This is a genomic window from Halomonas terrestris (assembly GCF_049166755.1).
GTDB lineage: Bacteria > Pseudomonadota > Gammaproteobacteria > Pseudomonadales > Halomonadaceae > Halomonas.
This window is the reverse complement of sequence record NZ_JBMHFZ010000011.1, coordinates 112346-127512: the sequence shown is the minus strand read 5'-3', so window position 1 is coordinate 127512 and position 15167 is coordinate 112346. Positions and strand designations below refer to the sequence as shown.

At 68.9% G+C, this 15167-nt stretch carries 11 protein-coding genes; 4 read left to right on the top strand and 7 right to left on the bottom strand.

The window, feature by feature from the left end; genetic code table 11:
* Window positions 1-103: 103 nt before the first annotated feature.
* From ACOMD9_RS12400 to ACOMD9_RS12385, 4 genes are read right to left on the bottom strand one after another with little or no spacing between them, the layout of a single operon-like run.
* On the bottom strand, window positions 104-2959 hold the full coding sequence (locus ACOMD9_RS12400; protein WP_421415296.1) for an FAD-binding and (Fe-S)-binding domain-containing protein: 2856 nt from the start codon (window positions 2957-2959) through the stop codon (window positions 104-106).
* Window positions 2952-3635: a LutC/YkgG family protein gene (locus ACOMD9_RS12395; protein ID WP_421415293.1), complete on the bottom strand. Its 684-nt coding sequence runs from the start codon at window positions 3633-3635 to the stop codon at window positions 2952-2954. Before ACOMD9_RS12395 ends, ACOMD9_RS12400 begins: the two co-directional genes overlap by 8 nt.
* Window positions 3632-5083, bottom strand: coding sequence for a LutB/LldF family L-lactate oxidation iron-sulfur protein (locus ACOMD9_RS12390; RefSeq protein ID WP_421415292.1), 1452 nt, complete (start codon window positions 5081-5083; stop codon window positions 3632-3634). Before ACOMD9_RS12390 ends, ACOMD9_RS12395 begins: the two co-directional genes overlap by 4 nt.
* Entirely contained in the window at window positions 5080-5835 is a 756-nt protein-coding gene (locus tag ACOMD9_RS12385) for a (Fe-S)-binding protein (protein WP_421415290.1), read from the bottom strand. The genes ACOMD9_RS12390 and ACOMD9_RS12385 overlap by 4 nt, the downstream gene beginning before the upstream one ends.
* A gap of 322 nt (window positions 5836-6157) precedes the next feature.
* On the opposite strand from ACOMD9_RS12385, the gene ACOMD9_RS12380 reads away from it, so the two are divergent.
* The 3 genes from ACOMD9_RS12380 to ACOMD9_RS12370 are packed head-to-tail and all read left to right on the top strand — an operon-like array spanning window position 6158 to window position 10240.
* Window positions 6158-6943: a GntR family transcriptional regulator gene (locus tag ACOMD9_RS12380; RefSeq protein ID WP_421415288.1), complete on the top strand. Its 786-nt coding sequence runs from the start codon at window positions 6158-6160 to the stop codon at window positions 6941-6943.
* The gene (locus ACOMD9_RS12375) at window positions 6940-8865 is read left to right on the top strand and encodes a sensor histidine kinase (RefSeq protein WP_421415285.1); all 1926 of its coding nucleotides are present in this window, start codon (window positions 6940-6942) and stop codon (window positions 8863-8865) included. Before ACOMD9_RS12380 ends, ACOMD9_RS12375 begins: the two co-directional genes overlap by 4 nt.
* Complete coding sequence (locus ACOMD9_RS12370; protein ID WP_421415283.1) at window positions 8858-10240, top strand: sigma-54-dependent transcriptional regulator; 1383 nt, start codon at window positions 8858-8860, stop codon at window positions 10238-10240. The genes ACOMD9_RS12375 and ACOMD9_RS12370 overlap by 8 nt, the downstream gene beginning before the upstream one ends.
* On the opposite strand, the gene ACOMD9_RS12365 is transcribed toward ACOMD9_RS12370, so the two are convergent.
* From ACOMD9_RS12365 to ACOMD9_RS12355, 3 genes are all read right to left on the bottom strand, one after another.
* Complete coding sequence (locus ACOMD9_RS12365) at window positions 10216-10887, bottom strand: metal-dependent hydrolase (protein WP_421415282.1); 672 nt, start codon at window positions 10885-10887, stop codon at window positions 10216-10218. The two genes, ACOMD9_RS12370 and ACOMD9_RS12365, sit on opposite strands and share 25 nt — an antisense overlap.
* Before the next feature lie 89 nt (window positions 10888-10976).
* Entirely contained in the window at window positions 10977-11558 is a 582-nt protein-coding gene (locus tag ACOMD9_RS12360) for a gamma carbonic anhydrase family protein (RefSeq protein ID WP_421415279.1), read from the bottom strand.
* A 15-nt stretch (window positions 11559-11573) separates the two neighbouring features.
* Window positions 11574-12914 (bottom strand): sodium-dependent transporter, encoded by a 1341-nt coding sequence (locus tag ACOMD9_RS12355; protein WP_421415277.1) that lies wholly within the window; start codon window positions 12912-12914, stop codon window positions 11574-11576.
* A gap of 154 nt (window positions 12915-13068) precedes the next feature.
* Between ACOMD9_RS12355 and prlC the strand changes: the two genes are divergently transcribed.
* Window positions 13069-15120 carry an oligopeptidase A gene (gene prlC, locus ACOMD9_RS12350; RefSeq protein ID WP_421415275.1) on the top strand — a complete coding sequence of 684 codons (2052 nt, stop codon included), beginning with the start codon at window positions 13069-13071 and terminating at the stop codon, window positions 15118-15120.
* Window positions 15121-15167: the final 47 nt, after the last annotated feature.

Genomic DNA, 15167 nt, shown 5'->3' with positions numbered 1-15167 from the left:
ACTTCCCGGAGACCCCGCAAGCCCTTCCGGTAAAAAAATTCCAGGACTGTCCGCCGGGTGATCCACAGGGGCCGCTGCCGGCCCCTGTGACTTGTGGATAGTCTCAAGGCGAGGCGGACCGGCTGGCCCGGTCGAGCAGCGAGAGGATCGAGCGGTAGGGAATGCCACCGTGCTGGCTCAGGCCGATCTCGCAGGTCCGCGAGTTGGAGTAGCCGGCACTGCAACCCGACACCTGCTCGGCCAGCGCCTCCAGGGCCGAGGCATTGAGCTCCGGCGTGCTGAACCCCTTGTCGCCGGCGAAGCCGCAGCAGGTGATCTCGGCGGGCACCACGACCTCCCTGGCACAGGCCCGCGCCAGGTCGACGAACTTGTCGGTGAGCCCCATGCGGGTACTCGAGCAGGTCACGTGCACCGCGACACGCTCATCCAGCGGCGTGACGGCGAGTCGGGGCAGCAGGTAGTCGTGGGCGAAGGCCACCGGCTCCAGCATCTCCAGCCGCTCGTCCAGCTGCTCACGCATCTGCAGGGTGCAGGGGCTGGTGTCGCTGAGTACCGGGTAGCGGCCGTTCTGGCTGGCCAGCAGCAGCTCGCGGTTGAGTTCGCGCGCCTTGTGGGTCGCCTCGTCGAACTGCCCCTTGGACTGGAAGGCCATCCCGCAGCACAGGTGGCCGATCATCTCCGGCAGGATCACCTCGAAGCCGGCCTTATCGAGCAGCGACAGGGCGATCTCCATCACCGAGCGCGACTCGGCATCGTGCCGCGTGGCGCCGAAGACCCGTGTCGCGCAGGAGGGCAGGTAGACCACCTTGTCCCGAACGTCCCCGGCAGATGCCTGGCGCTTGAGCAACCGGATCGGCGCCGCCTGGGGCAGTGCCGGTGTCCACTGCGGCAGGCGATCGCCGCTCAGGCGCCGCGCCCCGGCGCTGGCCCTGCCCATCAAGTCGTCGCCGAGCACGCGGTTCGCCGCGCCGGCCACGTTCAGGGCGCCCCGCGCCAGCCGGGTGGCCCCTGAGAAGTGCCGCCCGAGCCGCCGAGCCAGGCCGGCCCGGCCGGCGAGCCTGTCCCGGCGCAGCTCGCGGACCAGGTCGCCAGTGTTGATGCCGACCGGACACTGGGTGGCGCAGAGGCCATCCGCCGCGCAGGTCTCGTCGCCGGCATAGCGGTAGTCCTGGCGCAGCGCCGCCAGCCGCGCCGACTCCTCGGCGGTGAGTCGGCTGCCCAGCGCCTCCAGCCGGGACATCTCCCGGGCGATCACGATGCGCTGCCGCGGCGTCAGGGTCAGGTCCTTCGAGGGACAGACATGCTCGCAGAAGCCGCACTCGATGCACTTGTCGACGATCGGGTCCGTAGCCGGCAGCGGCTTGAGGTTCTCCAGGTGCAGCGTCGGGTTGCGGCTGAGGATCACCTCGGGATTGAGCAGGTTCTCGGGGTCGAACAGCGCCTTGATCTCCCACATCAGGGCGTAGGCGTCGGGGCCCCACTCCAGCTCCACGTAGGGGGCCATGTTGCGCCCGGTGCCGTGCTCGGCCTTGAGCGAGCCGCCGTACTCGACGCCGACCAGCTGCGCCACCTCGTCCATCAGCGCCTGGTAGCGCTCGACCTCGCCGGGCTTCTCGAAGCCCTGGGGAAAGACGAAGTGCAGGTTGCCCTCCAGGGCATGGCCGAACAGGATCGCCTCCTGGTAGCCGTGGCGGTGGAAGATGTCGGTCAGCGCCAGCACGCCCTCGTCGAGGCGCTCCATGGGAAAGGCCACGTCCTCGATGATCACCGTGGTGCCGGTGTCGCGTACCGCCCCCACCGCGGGGAACAGGCCCTTGCGGATCTTCCAGTAGAGGGCATAGGTATCGGGGTCGCGGGTGAAGGTGACCGGCTCCAGGGTGCGGATCCCCTCGAGCGTCGCCTGCACCTCGGCCATGCGCGCCGCGAGATCGGCGTCGTCGTGGCCACGCACGTCGATCAGCAGCGCCGCCGCCCCCTCGGGCAGCGTACGCAGCACCTCGGGCATGCCCGGCTCGCGCTCCACGGAGTGCAGCGCGGCGCGATCCATCAGCTCCACCGCCGACACGGGGGAGCGCTTGAGGGCGATGGTCGCGCGACAGGTGGCCGCCATGTCCGGGAAGAAGGCCAGGGCCGCGGCCTTGTGCGGCTCGTCCACCACGGTGTCGTAGGTGATCGTGCTGATGAAGCCCAGGGTACCCTCGGAGCCGATCATCAGGTGCTTGAGGATCTCGACACCGTCGGTGAAGTCCACCAGGCTGTTGAGGGCATAGCCCGTGGTGTTCTTGAGCCGATACTTGTGGCGGATCCTCTCGGCCAGCGCCGCGTCGGCCCGGGTCGTCTCCGAGAGGCGCTCGAGCCCCGCCAGCAGGTCGGCGTGGCTGCGGCGGAAGGCCGCCACGCTGTCGGCATCCGCGGTGTCCAGCAGGGCGCCGTCGGCCAGGACCACGCGGATGTCGCGCACCGTGCGATAGCTGTTCTGGGCCGTGCCGCAGCACATGCCGGAGGCGTTGTTGGCGGCGATACCGCCGATCATGCAGCTCGCGATGGAGGCCGGGTCCGGCCCGATCTTGCGCCCGAAGGGCCCCAGCAGCTGGTTGGCCCGGGCCCCGATCACCCCGGGCTGCAGGCGGATCGCCCGGCCCTCGTCGAGGATCTCGTGGCCCCGCCAGCCGCGGCCGAGCTGGATCAGCACCGAGTCGGTCACCGCCTGCCCGGAGAGCGAGGTCCCGGCGGCACGGAAGGTCACCGACACCCCCCGGGCCCGGCACTCGGCCAGGGTCAGCTGCAGCTCCTGCTCGTCTTCCGGTCGCACCACCAGCCGGGGCACCAGCCGGTAGAAGCTGGCGTCGGTGCCGTAGGCCAGGGTGCGCAGGGGGTCGTCGATCAGCCGCTCGGCGGGGACCGTGCCCGCCAGCGCCGCCTTGAGCTCGCGGAAGGTCGCAGCGTTCGGTTCAGACATCGGGCGACTCCTGGTGGCTCCCCGCATGGCGCACCAGCACCACCAGCTCGCGGGGGCCGTGGACGCCATAGGCGAGGGTCTGCTCGATGTCGGCGGTCTTGCTGGGGCCGGAGATCAGCAGCGCATTGGTGGGCATGCCGTCGGCCCAGCCGTGTGCCTCCACCACGTCGAAGAAGGTGTCCTCCAGGGTGTCGGCATCCAGCACGGCGATGTGCAGTGGCGGCACCAGGCTGATCAGGCGCGGCTCGTCGGCGGTCGGCCAGAGCCACAGGCTGCCGGTCTCGGCGATGGCGCCACGGGTGGAGGTCAGGCCGGCGTCGACTCGCTCGAACTGCTCCTGCTGCCAGGTCTCGATATCGCGATCCACGTCGACCAGCTCCACCTCGGCGTCGGCCAGGGCCCGGCGCGCCTCGGCGGCCACCGGATGCTCGCGCCCCAGCGCCAGCCGGCGCACGCCCTTGTCGGCCAGAGTCTCGGCCAGGGCGGCGGTCCACGCCTCGCGGGTGGTGTGAACGACCTCGCCGTGTACCGAGCCGATCAGCCGCTCGAAGCGCGCCAGGCGCTCCTGGAGGTCCCAGCCGCGGTTCGTCACCACGGCGAAATCGCTCTCGGGGGCGCTCAGCGGGCCATCGAGACGCTCGCGCAGGCGCGTGAGGATATTGTTCCGGGCACTCATGAGCGCTTCTCCCCGTCGCCGCCGTCGGCCTGCTGCCGGCTCCTGTGCTGCTTCACCAGGGCATGCAGCGACGACCGGGCGGGCTTCGGCGCGGTGCGATAGTCGGTCCAGGGCGCCAGCTTCGAGGGCATCAGCGCCTGGAGCTTGCCGGCCAGCGCCGTGCCGCTGCGCCAGACTCGGGGGTGGGTGGCCATCCACTCGAAGCCCTTCCAGGCCGCGACCTCCTTGCGGGTGCGCTTGATCCCGGCCCCCGGCACGTTGCCGCGCCCTTCGCCCACCGACTCGCGGCGCAGCCGCACCAGCAGGTCGGGGATCGGGATCTTCACCGGGCAGACCTCGCCGCAGGCACCGCACAGGCTCGAGGCGGTGGGCAGGTCCCGGGTCTCCTCCAGGCCCATCAGGTGCGGCGAGAGGATGCTGCCGATCGGCCCCGGGTAGGTGGTGCCATAGGTATGGCCACCCACCCGGGTATAGACGGGACAGTGGTTCATGCAGGCGCCGCAGCGGATGCAGCGCAGGGTGTCGAGCAGCTCGTCGTCCTGGTAGATGCGGGAGCGGCCGCTGTCCACCAGCACCAGGTGGACCTCCTGCGGCCCGTCATGCTCGCCCGCCTTCCTCGGCGAGCTGATCATGTTGAAGTAGGTGGTGACATGCTGGCCGGTGGCCGAGCGGGTCAGCAGCGCATAGAGCGGCGGCACGTCGCGCAGGTGCTCCACCACCTTCTCGATGCCGGTCACGGCGATGTGCACCGGCGGCACCGTGGTGGTCATGCGCCCGTTGCCCTCGTTCTCCACCAGGCAGAGGGTGCCGGTCTCGGCCACCGCGAAGTTGACCCCGGAGACCCCCACGTCGGCGGTCATGAAGCGCTCGCGCAGCTGGGCGCGGGCCGCCGCGGTCATGTAGTCGACGTCCCGGGAGCGCTCGGTGCCGGTCCTGTCGTGGAGGATCTCGGAGATCTCGTCGGTATTGAGGTGAATCGCCGGCATGATGATGTGCGAGGGCGTCTGCTCGTTGAGCTGCACCAGGTACTCGCCGAGGTCCGACTCCAGCGCCTCGATGCCGGCCTCCTCCAGGTGGGCGTTGAGGTGCATCTCCTCGGAGACCATCGACTTGCCCTTGATCACCGCCCGGGCGTCATGGGACCGGCAGATGTCGCGGATGATCCGGCACGCCTCGTCGCCGTCCTCGGCCCAGTGCACCCGGATGCCGTTGGCCTCGCAGTTGGCCTCTAGCTGCTCCAGCAGGTCAGGCAGCTTCGAGAGCGCCCGCAGGCGGATGTTGGCGCCCAGTTCGCGCAGGGTCTCCAGGTCCCAGTCGCTGAAGACGTCGCGGCGCTTGGCCATCAGGCCATCCATCGCCTTGCGGAAGTTGGCGCGGATCTGCGGATTGCCCAGGGCATCGTGGGCCTGGCGGTGGAACTCGCGAGGAGTGAAGGTCTGTACGCTCATGAGGTCCTCCGCCACAGGTAGCTGGCGATATGCTCGCCCTTGATCGGCTTCTTCTGCTGCTCGAAGCGCCCGGCGATGTTCATCATGCAACCACAGTCGGAGGTCACGAAGCGCTCCGCCCCGGCCGCCTCGATGGCCTTCGTCTTGTCGTCGACCATGGCCCCCGACACCTCGGGGTGGCGCACCGAGAAGGTACCGCCGAAACCACAGCACTCGGCGGCACGGGCCTGCTCGACAACCTCCACCCCGCCCAACTGGGCCAGCAGGGCCGGGCCGGTCTCGGCCAGCCCCATCTCGCGCCGAGCGCTGCAGGAGGTGTGCATGGCCACCTTCTCGGGCTCGCCGCGATCCTCAAGCTTGAGGTGACAGACGTGGACCAGGAATTCGGTCAGCTCATGAATGCGTCCGGCGACCTCCCTGGCCTTCTCCTCGAGGTCGGTACCGGCAAAGAGCTGGGGGTAGTGGGTACGCATCATGCCGCCGCAGGACCCCGAGGGCACCACGATCGGCCAGGGCTCGGGAAAGAGATCGAGCTGAGCCGCCGCCACCGCCCGTGCCTCGTCGTGATAGCCCGAGGTATAGGCCGGCTGCCCGCAGCAGGTCTGGTCCTCGGGAAAGACCACCTCGATGCCTTCCCTCTCCAGAAGGCGAATACCATCCAGCCCTGCTTCGGGGTAGAACAGGTCGATCAGGCAGGTACCGAAGAAGTAGACCTTCTCCGGCATCGGCGGATAGAGCTTGACTGGCGTCATCGGCAGGATCCTTGGCGATGCCGGGGGCCGGGAGCGGCACAGGCACCGGGGTGGTGGTGATCGATACGGTAAATTGGTAAAACCAATTTACAGCTAGCATGTTGCCGCACGATAGGAGGCGACTCCCATAGTGTCAAACCCGAGCCCGTTTTTTACCTTCCGGCATTACTATACTTTGGTATTGCACCGCCAGGCACGGCGACAACTCCTTAATCATGCAGGAGATCTCGGCCAGCCTCGGGCCACGACTGCCAGCCATATTGGTAATACCAATTAGGTGACGTATCATGATGCTCGCTCCATGCTCACAGGAGGCACCGCCATGGCCTACCAACCCGTTCGCCAGCCTCGACTGGCCGACGTGATCACCGAACGCCTCGAGGCCCTGATCCTGGAGGGTAGCCTCAAGCCCGGCCAGCGCCTTCCCCCGGAACGGGAACTGGCGGAACGTTTCGGCGTCTCGCGCCCTTCGCTGCGCGAGGCGATCCAGAAGCTGGCGGCTCGCGGCCTGCTGTCGAGCCGCCAGGGCGGCGGGACCTTCGTCAGCGAGGAACTCAACAGCGGCTACAGCGACCCGCTGCTGGAGATGCTCTCCCGCCACGGCGAATTCCACCTCGACCTGCTGGAGTTCCGCGACGCCATGGAGGGCATCTCCGCCTACTATGCGGCCCTGCGCTCCACCCCTACCGACAAGGCGCTGCTGATCAAGCGTTTCGAGGAGCTCGAGGCCTGCTTCCAGGGTCGTGACCCGACCCACGAGGCCCGCGCGGATGCAGCCTTCCACATGGCCATCGCCGAGGCCGCCCACAACGTGCTGCTGCTGCACACCATCCGCGGCATCTTCCACCTGCTGGAGCGCAGCATCGTCGACAACCTCGCCCACCTGTTCGAGAAGCCCGACTCCCGTCCCCAGTTGATGAAACAGCACCGCGCCCTGCTCGACGCCATCCTCGAGGGACGCGCCGAGGATGCCCGGGCCCGCTCCCACGAACACCTGGTCTTCGTGGAAGAGAACCTGCTGGAAGTGGAACGGGCCGAGACCCGCGCCCAGCGTGCCCTGCGCCGCGCCCAGGGAGTGCCCTCCCCGCAGCGGGGTTCGGCGAGATGAAGGCTGGCACGAGGCCACCACGGCTCTCCCGGACCTGGCGACGCCTGCTGATCCTGCTGGTACCCCTGGGGCTCGCGCTGAGCATGTGGCAGGCCGCCCAGGTGGCCCGGGAACAGGCCCTGCAGAACCTGGTGCGCGAGGCAGAGAACGAGCTTCGCCTCTCCGCGGCGGGGCTGGAAGGCCACCTCACGCGGCATGACTACCTGCCCCGCCTGCTCGCCTCCCGCGAGGGCGTGCAACGCTTCCTGAGCGCTCCGCAGAGCCAGAATGCCATGCCGCTCAACCTGCTGCTGGATCGTTTTCGCGCCACCGCCGACGTCTCGGACGTCTACCTGCTCGACCGCGACGCCAACACCCTGGCGGCCAGCAACTGGCACCTCCCCAACACCTTCATCGGCCAGAACTACGCCTTCCGCAGCTACTACCAGGACGCCATCGCCGGCGGCCAGGGCCGCTTCTACGGCCTCGGCGTGCAGTCGCTGGAACGCGGTTACTACTTCTCGGCGCCGGTATGGCTGGACGACACCCAGCCTGACTCGACCCCGGACGGCGTCATGGTGGTCAAGGTGCTGCTCGACGAGGTGGAGGAGAGCTGGGCCGACCAGGATGCCGAGCTGCTGGTCACCGACGAGGACAACATCATCTTCATGGCCAGCCGGCCGGAGCTGCGCATGGCCGCCCTCCAGCCGCTCTCCGAGGAGGAGCGCCAGACCCTCCTGGCGACCCGGCGCTACGCCGACGAGCCGCTATCGCCCTCGGGTATCGAGGTACTGGAGAGGCGTGGCGACCAGAGCCGGCTGGTGAGCTTCTCCCGGGGATCGCTGGCCGAGGGCAGCTACCTCAGCCTGTCGCGCCCCCTCGAGGAGTTCGGCTGGGACATGCACATCCTCAAGCCGCTGACCCCGGTATTCCGCGCCCAGTGGCTCTCCGCCCTGCTGGCCGGCGGCCTCTACGGCATCGTGATCCTCGGCGGCGGCATCGGCTGGCAGCGCCTGCGCCTGCGCCGCGAGCGGGAGCAGTTCGCCGAGCGCGAGCGCCAGACCCTGGCCCGCGCCCGGGACGAGCTCGAGCGCAACGTGGAGCGCCGCACCCGTGACCTGGTGGAGACCAACCGACGCCTCTCCGGCGAGATCGAGGAGCGCCGTCGCGCCGAGGCCAACCTGCGCCAGACCCGCGACGAGCTGATCCAGGCCGCCAAGCTGGCGGTACTGGGGCAACTGGCGGCCGGGATCAACCACGAACTCAATCAGCCACTGGCGGCGATCCGCGCCTACGCCGAGAATGCCCGCGCCTTCCTCAAGCGCCAGCGCCTCGAGGCGGCCAGCAGCAACCTCGACCAGATCGTCGAGCTGACCACGCGCATGGCCGAGATCAGCGCCCAGCTGCGGCAGTTCTCGCGCAAGAGCGGCGACACCCTGACGGCCGTCTCGGTGCCCTCCTGCTTCGACTATGCCTTGCGACTCTTCCAGACCCGGCTGCGCGACGCCGGGGTCGAGGTGGAACGCCGCTGGCCCCGGGACGAGGCCTGGGTACGAGCCGACCTGGTGCGCCTCGAGCAGGTGCTGGTCAACCTGATCGGCAATGCCCTGCAGGCGATGAGCGAGGCAACGTCGCCGCGACTGCTGCTCTCCATCGAGCAGGACGACGACACCGTCACCATCGGGGTCGCGGACAACGGGCCAGGTATCGCCGAAGAGAACCTGGCCCGCATCTTCGAGCCCTTCTTCACCACCAAGTCCCCCGGCAGCGGCCTGGGGCTGGGGCTGTCGATCTCCTCGCGCATCATCGACGACCTGGGCGGGCGCCTCAGCGCCGCCAACCGCCCTGGCGGCGGCGCCCTGTTCACCATTATCCTGCCCCGCGACAGGGGTGCCCATGGCACCGACCGGACCCACGACCAGGAGAGTTCATCCCATGCATGACCAGGCGGCCACGCCGGTGATGATCATCGATGACGAACCCCATCTGCGCATCACCGCCGGCCAGACCCTGGAGCTGGCCGGCTACGCCCCCGAGCCCCATGCCAGCGCCGAGGCGGCCCTGGAGAGCCTCGCCCCCGACTTTCCCGGCGTGGTGGTCAGCGATATCCGCATGCCCGGCATGGACGGCATGGCGCTGCTGCGCGAGGTACGCAACAGGGATCCGGATCTGCCGGTGATCCTGATCACCGGCCATGGCGACATCTCCACCGCCGTGGAGGCGATGCGGGAAGGCGCCTGGGACTTCCTCGAGAAGCCCTTCGCCGGTGAACGGCTGGTGGAAGTGGTGCGGCGCGGCGTGGAGAAGCGCCGGCTGAGCCTCGAGAACCGCCGCCTCAAGGCCGAGCTGGAGGCCCAGCAGAATGCCCCGGGCCCTCGCATGGTCGGCCGCACCGAGGCGATGCAGCGGCTGGGGGCGATGGTCCAGCGCATCAGCCAGGTGGAGACCGACGTGCTGCTGTTCGGCGAGACCGGCTCGGGCAAGGACCTGGTGGCCCGCGCCATTCACGAGCGCAGCCAGCGCGGCGGCCACCCCTTCGTCGCCATCAACTGCGGCGCCGTGCCCGAGAGCACCATCGAGTCGGAACTGTTCGGCCACGAGAAGGGCGCCTTCACCGGTGCGGTGGAGCGACGCATCGGCAAGTTCGAGTATGCCAACGGCGGTACCGTCTTCCTCGACGAGATCGAATCGATGCCGCTGTCGCTGCAGGTCAAGCTGCTGCGCGTCCTGCAGGAGCGTAGCGTGGAACGCCTCGGCTCCAACACGCCGGTCCCCCTGGACATCCGCGTGATCGCCGCCACCAAGGTCGATCTCAAGAGCGCCGCCGAGGAGGGGAGTTTCCGCGAGGACCTCTACTACCGCCTCAACGTCGTCACCCTGCCGATCCCGGCCCTGCGCGAGCGTCGCGAGGACATCCCGCTGCTGTTCCAGCACTTCGCCGTGGTGGCCGCCAACCGCAGCGGCCTGGAGTGCCCGCCGCTGGATGCCGCCGGGGTCTCGGCGCTGCTGGCCCACGACTGGCCCGGCAACGTGCGCGAGCTGCGCAACCTCGCCGAACGCTACGTGCTGCTCGGCGCCGCCAGCGACTATCGCCTCGATGCCCTGCTCGAGGGAGTCGAGAGCGACTCCGGCGACCTGGCCCTGCCGCAGCAGGTCGAGCTGTTCGAGAAGAGCCTGATCAGCCAGGCGCTGACCCGGCAGCGCGGGCGGATCACCGACGTCTGCGAACAGCTCGGGCTGCCACGCAAGACCCTCTACGACAAGCTCAGGAAATACGGGCTCAAGGCCGAGGACTACCGCCAGAGCGCCGAGCCCTGAACGAGCAGCTCGGCCAGCGGCGACCAGGGGGGTAGCCAGGGCATCAGTGCCATGGCGAACGCCAGCATGAGCAGCGAATTGAGCGGCTCGCGATAGTCGAACAGCTTGAAGGCCGTACCGAAGGAGCGCTTGAGCCGCGCCCCGGTGAGATCGACGCTGTAGAGCTCGTCGAGCAGCAGGTGGATCAGCGTACCCAGGATCAGCGCCAGCCCCTGGGCCCAGGCCAGCCAGGCGCTCTGCGAGAACCACTGATAGCTGACCGCCGTGGTCGCCAGCCCGCACAGCAGCGACGCCAGAAGCGAATGCCAGATCCCGCGATGCACGGAGAAGCGCCTGAACAGCGCGCTCAGCACATGGCGCACGCCGATATACAGCCCGCCACAGGCGACGACGATCGTCCCGGGGCTGAGCCGCCCCTGCAACAGCAGCGCCCCACCCACCACCGCCAGCACGGCAAAGAGATTGAAGATCAGGCGGATGGCATGGGAGTTGTCGGCATCGATATCCGGCAGTATCCCGCCGACGGCGGTCAACACGGCCAGGGAAGCGGCTTCGGTGGCCGACAGCTGGGTGGCCTGCCAGCCAGCGCAACCAAGCAGCGCGCCACCGGCCACGGCGACGCCGAGGTGGGTACGAAAGTCGGCCATGTGTCGGGACTCGTCAAGTACTGGATGGAAATCCAGATTATGCGCAACATCGCCTGAAAAAACAAACAGTTGCCAATTGGCGACAGGCCTCAGACAGGGGCCTGCCCCACCTCGCCCGCGGCCAGGTACTCGTCCTTGAGCTTCACGTAGTTGCCGGCGGTATAGGGGAAGAAGGCACGCTCCTTCTCCTTGAGCGGGCGCAGCGCCTTGGCCGGGTTGCCGGCATAGACATGGCCGCTGGCCAGCCGCTTGCCCGGCGTCACCACGGCGCCGGCGGCGATGATCACCTCGTCCTCCACCACGGCGCCGTCCATCACGATGGCGCCCATGCCCACCAGGATGCGGTTGCCCAGGGTACAGCCGTGCAGGATCGCCTTGTGGCCGATGGTCACCTCCTCGCCGATGGTCAGCGGGAAGCCCTCGGGGTTGAAGTCGCTGGCGTGGGTGATATGCAGCACGCTGCCATCCTGCACGCTGGTGCGTGCGCCGATGCGAATCCGGTGCATGTCGCCACGGATCACCGCCATGGGCCATACCGAGCAGTCATCGCCCAGCACCACGTCGCCCAGCACCATGCAGGCCGGGTCGATGTAGACCCGCTCACCCAGCCGCGGCCCGGTACCCTTCCAGGGGCGAAGGGGCCCGCCCCGCTGTTCCATCGTCTCGCTCATCGCTCACCTCCGTCGTCAGATCAACGCTGCCGCCAATACTACCAGCGTCAGCGGGATGGAGACCCAGCGCACCAGGCCGCGCCACAGCCGGAATCCCCGGGGCCCGGCATCGAGGGCACGCAGGGCCTCGTCCTCGGGCATCACCCAGGCGGCGAAGATGGCGATCGTCAGCCCGCCGACCGGCAGGAAGACTTCGGTGGGCACCGTCGTCACCAGGTCGAAGAAGTTCATGCCGGCCACCGGGCGCCACTCGGCCAGGGTCGAGAAGGAGAGCACCGAGAGCAGCCCCACCAGCCACACCGCCACGCCGATGATCGCGGCGGCCTGGCCGCGCCTGAAACCGATGCCCTCCAGGGTCGCGACCATGGGCTCGGCCAGGTTGATCGACGAGGTCCAGGTGGCGAGGAGCAACAGCAGGAAGAAGAGGCTGAGCCACACGGCCCCCCAGGGCAGCTGGGCGAAGGCGATCGGCAGGGTGACGAACATCAGCCCCGGCCCCTCGCCCGGATCCATGCCCTGGGCGAAGACCACCGAGAAGATGGCGATCCCCGCCAGCAGCGCCACGCCGATGTCCAGCAGCGCCACCGCCCCGGCGGCCCGGGGGAGGCTCTGGTGGTCGGGCATGTAGGCACCGTAGGCCATCAGCGCACAGGCGCCCACCGCCAGGGTGAAGAACGCATGGCCCATGGCATGCATCACCACCAGCGGCGTCACCGCCGAGACGTCCGGCTTGAACAGCCAGGCCAGCGCCAGGCCGAAGCCATCGGTGGTGGCCGCATAGCCGGCCAGCAACAGCAGCAGCAGGTAGAGCAGCGGCATCAACAGGTTGTTGAGCTTCTCCAGCCCCTTGGCGACACCGGCCGCGACCACCGACATGGTCATGAGCAGGAAGAAGGTGTGATTGAGGGTCATCCGCCCGGGGTCGGCGAGGAAGGCCTCGAAACCGGCGCCGACCTCGGCCGGGCTCGCGCCGACGAAGTTGCCGTTGACGGCGGCCACCAGGAACTCGATGGACCAGCCCGAGACCACCGAGTAGAACGACAGGATGCAGAACACCGTGAAGGCCCCGAACAGCCCCAGCCAGCGCCAGTGACCGCTGGCCCCGGCCCGGGAGGCCAGGTGGCCCAGCGACTGCATCGGGCTCCTGCGTCCGGCCCGGCCGATCATGATCTCGGCCATCATCACCGGCAGCCCCAGCAGCAACACGAAGGCCACATAGAGCAGCAGGAAGGCGGCCCCACCGTTCTCGCCGGTGACGTAGGGAAAGCGCCAGATGTTGCCCAGTCCCACGGCGGCCCCGGTCACGGCCAGGACGAAGGCGCGCCGGGTCGTCCAGCGATCCAGTGTCTCGTTCATGGTGGTTCTCCCGCTCCACGGGCCTGGAAAAGGCAGCAAGACTAGCAGGCCACTCGAGGGGGGCCAATCGCATCGCCGACCCGGGCGACATTGAAACCCTGGCCGGGTGCCCGCATCTAACGTCACGATCACTCCCCAGACCCTTGAGGTGCGCATGTCCCGCAATCCGCTGCTCGACCCCCATGTCCTGCCCCCCTTCGGCGAAATCAGGCCCGAGCATGCGGAGCCCGCCATCGACGAATTGCTGGCGGAGAACCGCTCCGCCATCGAGCGACTCGTCGCCCAGGTCGCCCGGGAGGAGGCCCCCACCTGGGAGAGCCTGGCCGCCCCGCTGGAGGCGCTCAACGACCGCCTCTCCCGTGCCTGGTCGCCGGTCTCCCACCTCAACGGCACCATGAACAACGCGGCCCTGCGCCAGGCCTACCAGGCCTGTCTCGCCAAGCTCTCCGACTACAGCACCTGGCTCGGCCAGCACGAAGGCCTGTTCCGCGCCTGGCAGGCGCTGAAGGACAGCCCGGCCTGGGCCGAGCTCGACGAGGGGCAGCGCCAGGCAGTGGACAACACCCTGCGCGACTTCCGCCTGGCCGGGGTCGACCTCCCGGCCGAGCAGAAGCAGCGCTACGGCGAGATCCGTGCCCGCCTCTCGGAGCTGGGCAACACCTTCTCCAACCAGCTCCTCGATGCCACCCAGGCCTGGCACCTCGACCTGCCCGACGACAGCCGCCTGGCCGGCCTTCCCGAGAGCGCCCTGGCCATGCTCAAGGCCAATGCCGAGGCCAAGGGCCACACGGGCTACCGCATCACCCTGGACTTCCCGAGCTTCTTCCCGGTGATGACCTATGCCGACGACCGCGAGCTGCGCCGCGAGGTCTACACCGCCTTCGTCACCCGCGCCTCCGACCAGGGACCTCATGCAGGGCAGTACGACAACGCCCCGGTCATGGAGGAGACCCTGGCCCTGCGCCATGAGCTCGCCGAGCTGCTGGGCTTCGCCACCTACGCGGACTACTCGCTGGCCACCAAGATGGCCGAGACGCCCCGCGAGGTGCTCGACTTCCTCGAGGACCTCGCGCGACGCGCCGTGCCCCAGGCCCGCGAGGAGTACGCCGAACTCGAGGCCTATGCACGGGATGAACTGGGCATGGAGGAACTCGCCCCCTGGGACGTGGGCTACGCCAGCGAGAAGCTGCGCGAGGCGCGTCATGCCATCTCCCAGGAGCAGCTGCGTCCCTACTTCCCGGCCCCGCGGGTGGTCGATGGCCTGTTCCGGGTGGTCGAGCGCCTCTACGGCGTGACCTTCGAGGAGGACACGAGTGCGCCGCGCTATCACCCCGACGTGCGCTACTTCCGCATCATGGAGGACGCGGCCCCCATCGCCGGCTTCTACCTCGACCTCTACGCCCGCGAGGGCAAGCGCGGCGGGGCCTGGATGGACGAGTGCCGGGTGCGCCGCCTGGAGCAGGGCGAACTGCAGCTGCCGGTGGCCTACCTGACCTGCAACTTCACCCGCCCGGTGGGCGACAGGCCGGCGCTGCTGACCCACGACGAGGTCACCACCCTGTTCCACGAGTTCGGCCACGGCCTGCATCACATGCTGACCCGTCAGACCGTCGCCGACATCTCCGGCATCAACGGCGTGGCCTGGGACGCGGTGGAGCTGCCCAGCCAGTTCATGGAGAACTACTGCTGGGAGCGCGAGGGGCTCGACCTGATCGCCGGCCATGTGGAGACCGGCGAGCCGCTGCCCGCCGAACTGTTCGACAGGCTGCTGGCGGCGAAGAATTTCCAGTCCGCCATGGGCATGGTGCGCCAGCTCGAGTTCTCGCTCTTCGACTTCCGCCTGCATCACGAGCTCAGCGCCCCCTCCGCCACCGAGATCCAGGCGCTGCTCGACGCGGTGCGCGACGGCGTCTCGGTAGTGCCGCGCACTGACTTCAACCGCTTCCAGAACGGCTTCAGCCACATCTTCGCCGGGGGCTATGCGGCGGGCTACTACAGCTACAAGTGGGCCGAGGTACTCTCCGCCGATGCCTGGAGCGCCTTCGAGGAGGCCGGGATATTCGACCCCGAGACCGGGCGGCGCTTCCGCACCGAGATACTCGAGCGGGGGGGCTCCCGCGACGCGGCCGACCTCTTCCGCGCCTTCCGCGGCCGCGAGCCCAGCGTCGAGCCCCTGCTCCGCCACAGCGGTATTCGTGCTGCCTGACGCCGGGCCCGCTCCATCGCCAATGGCCGCCGGGGGCAACCCCGGCG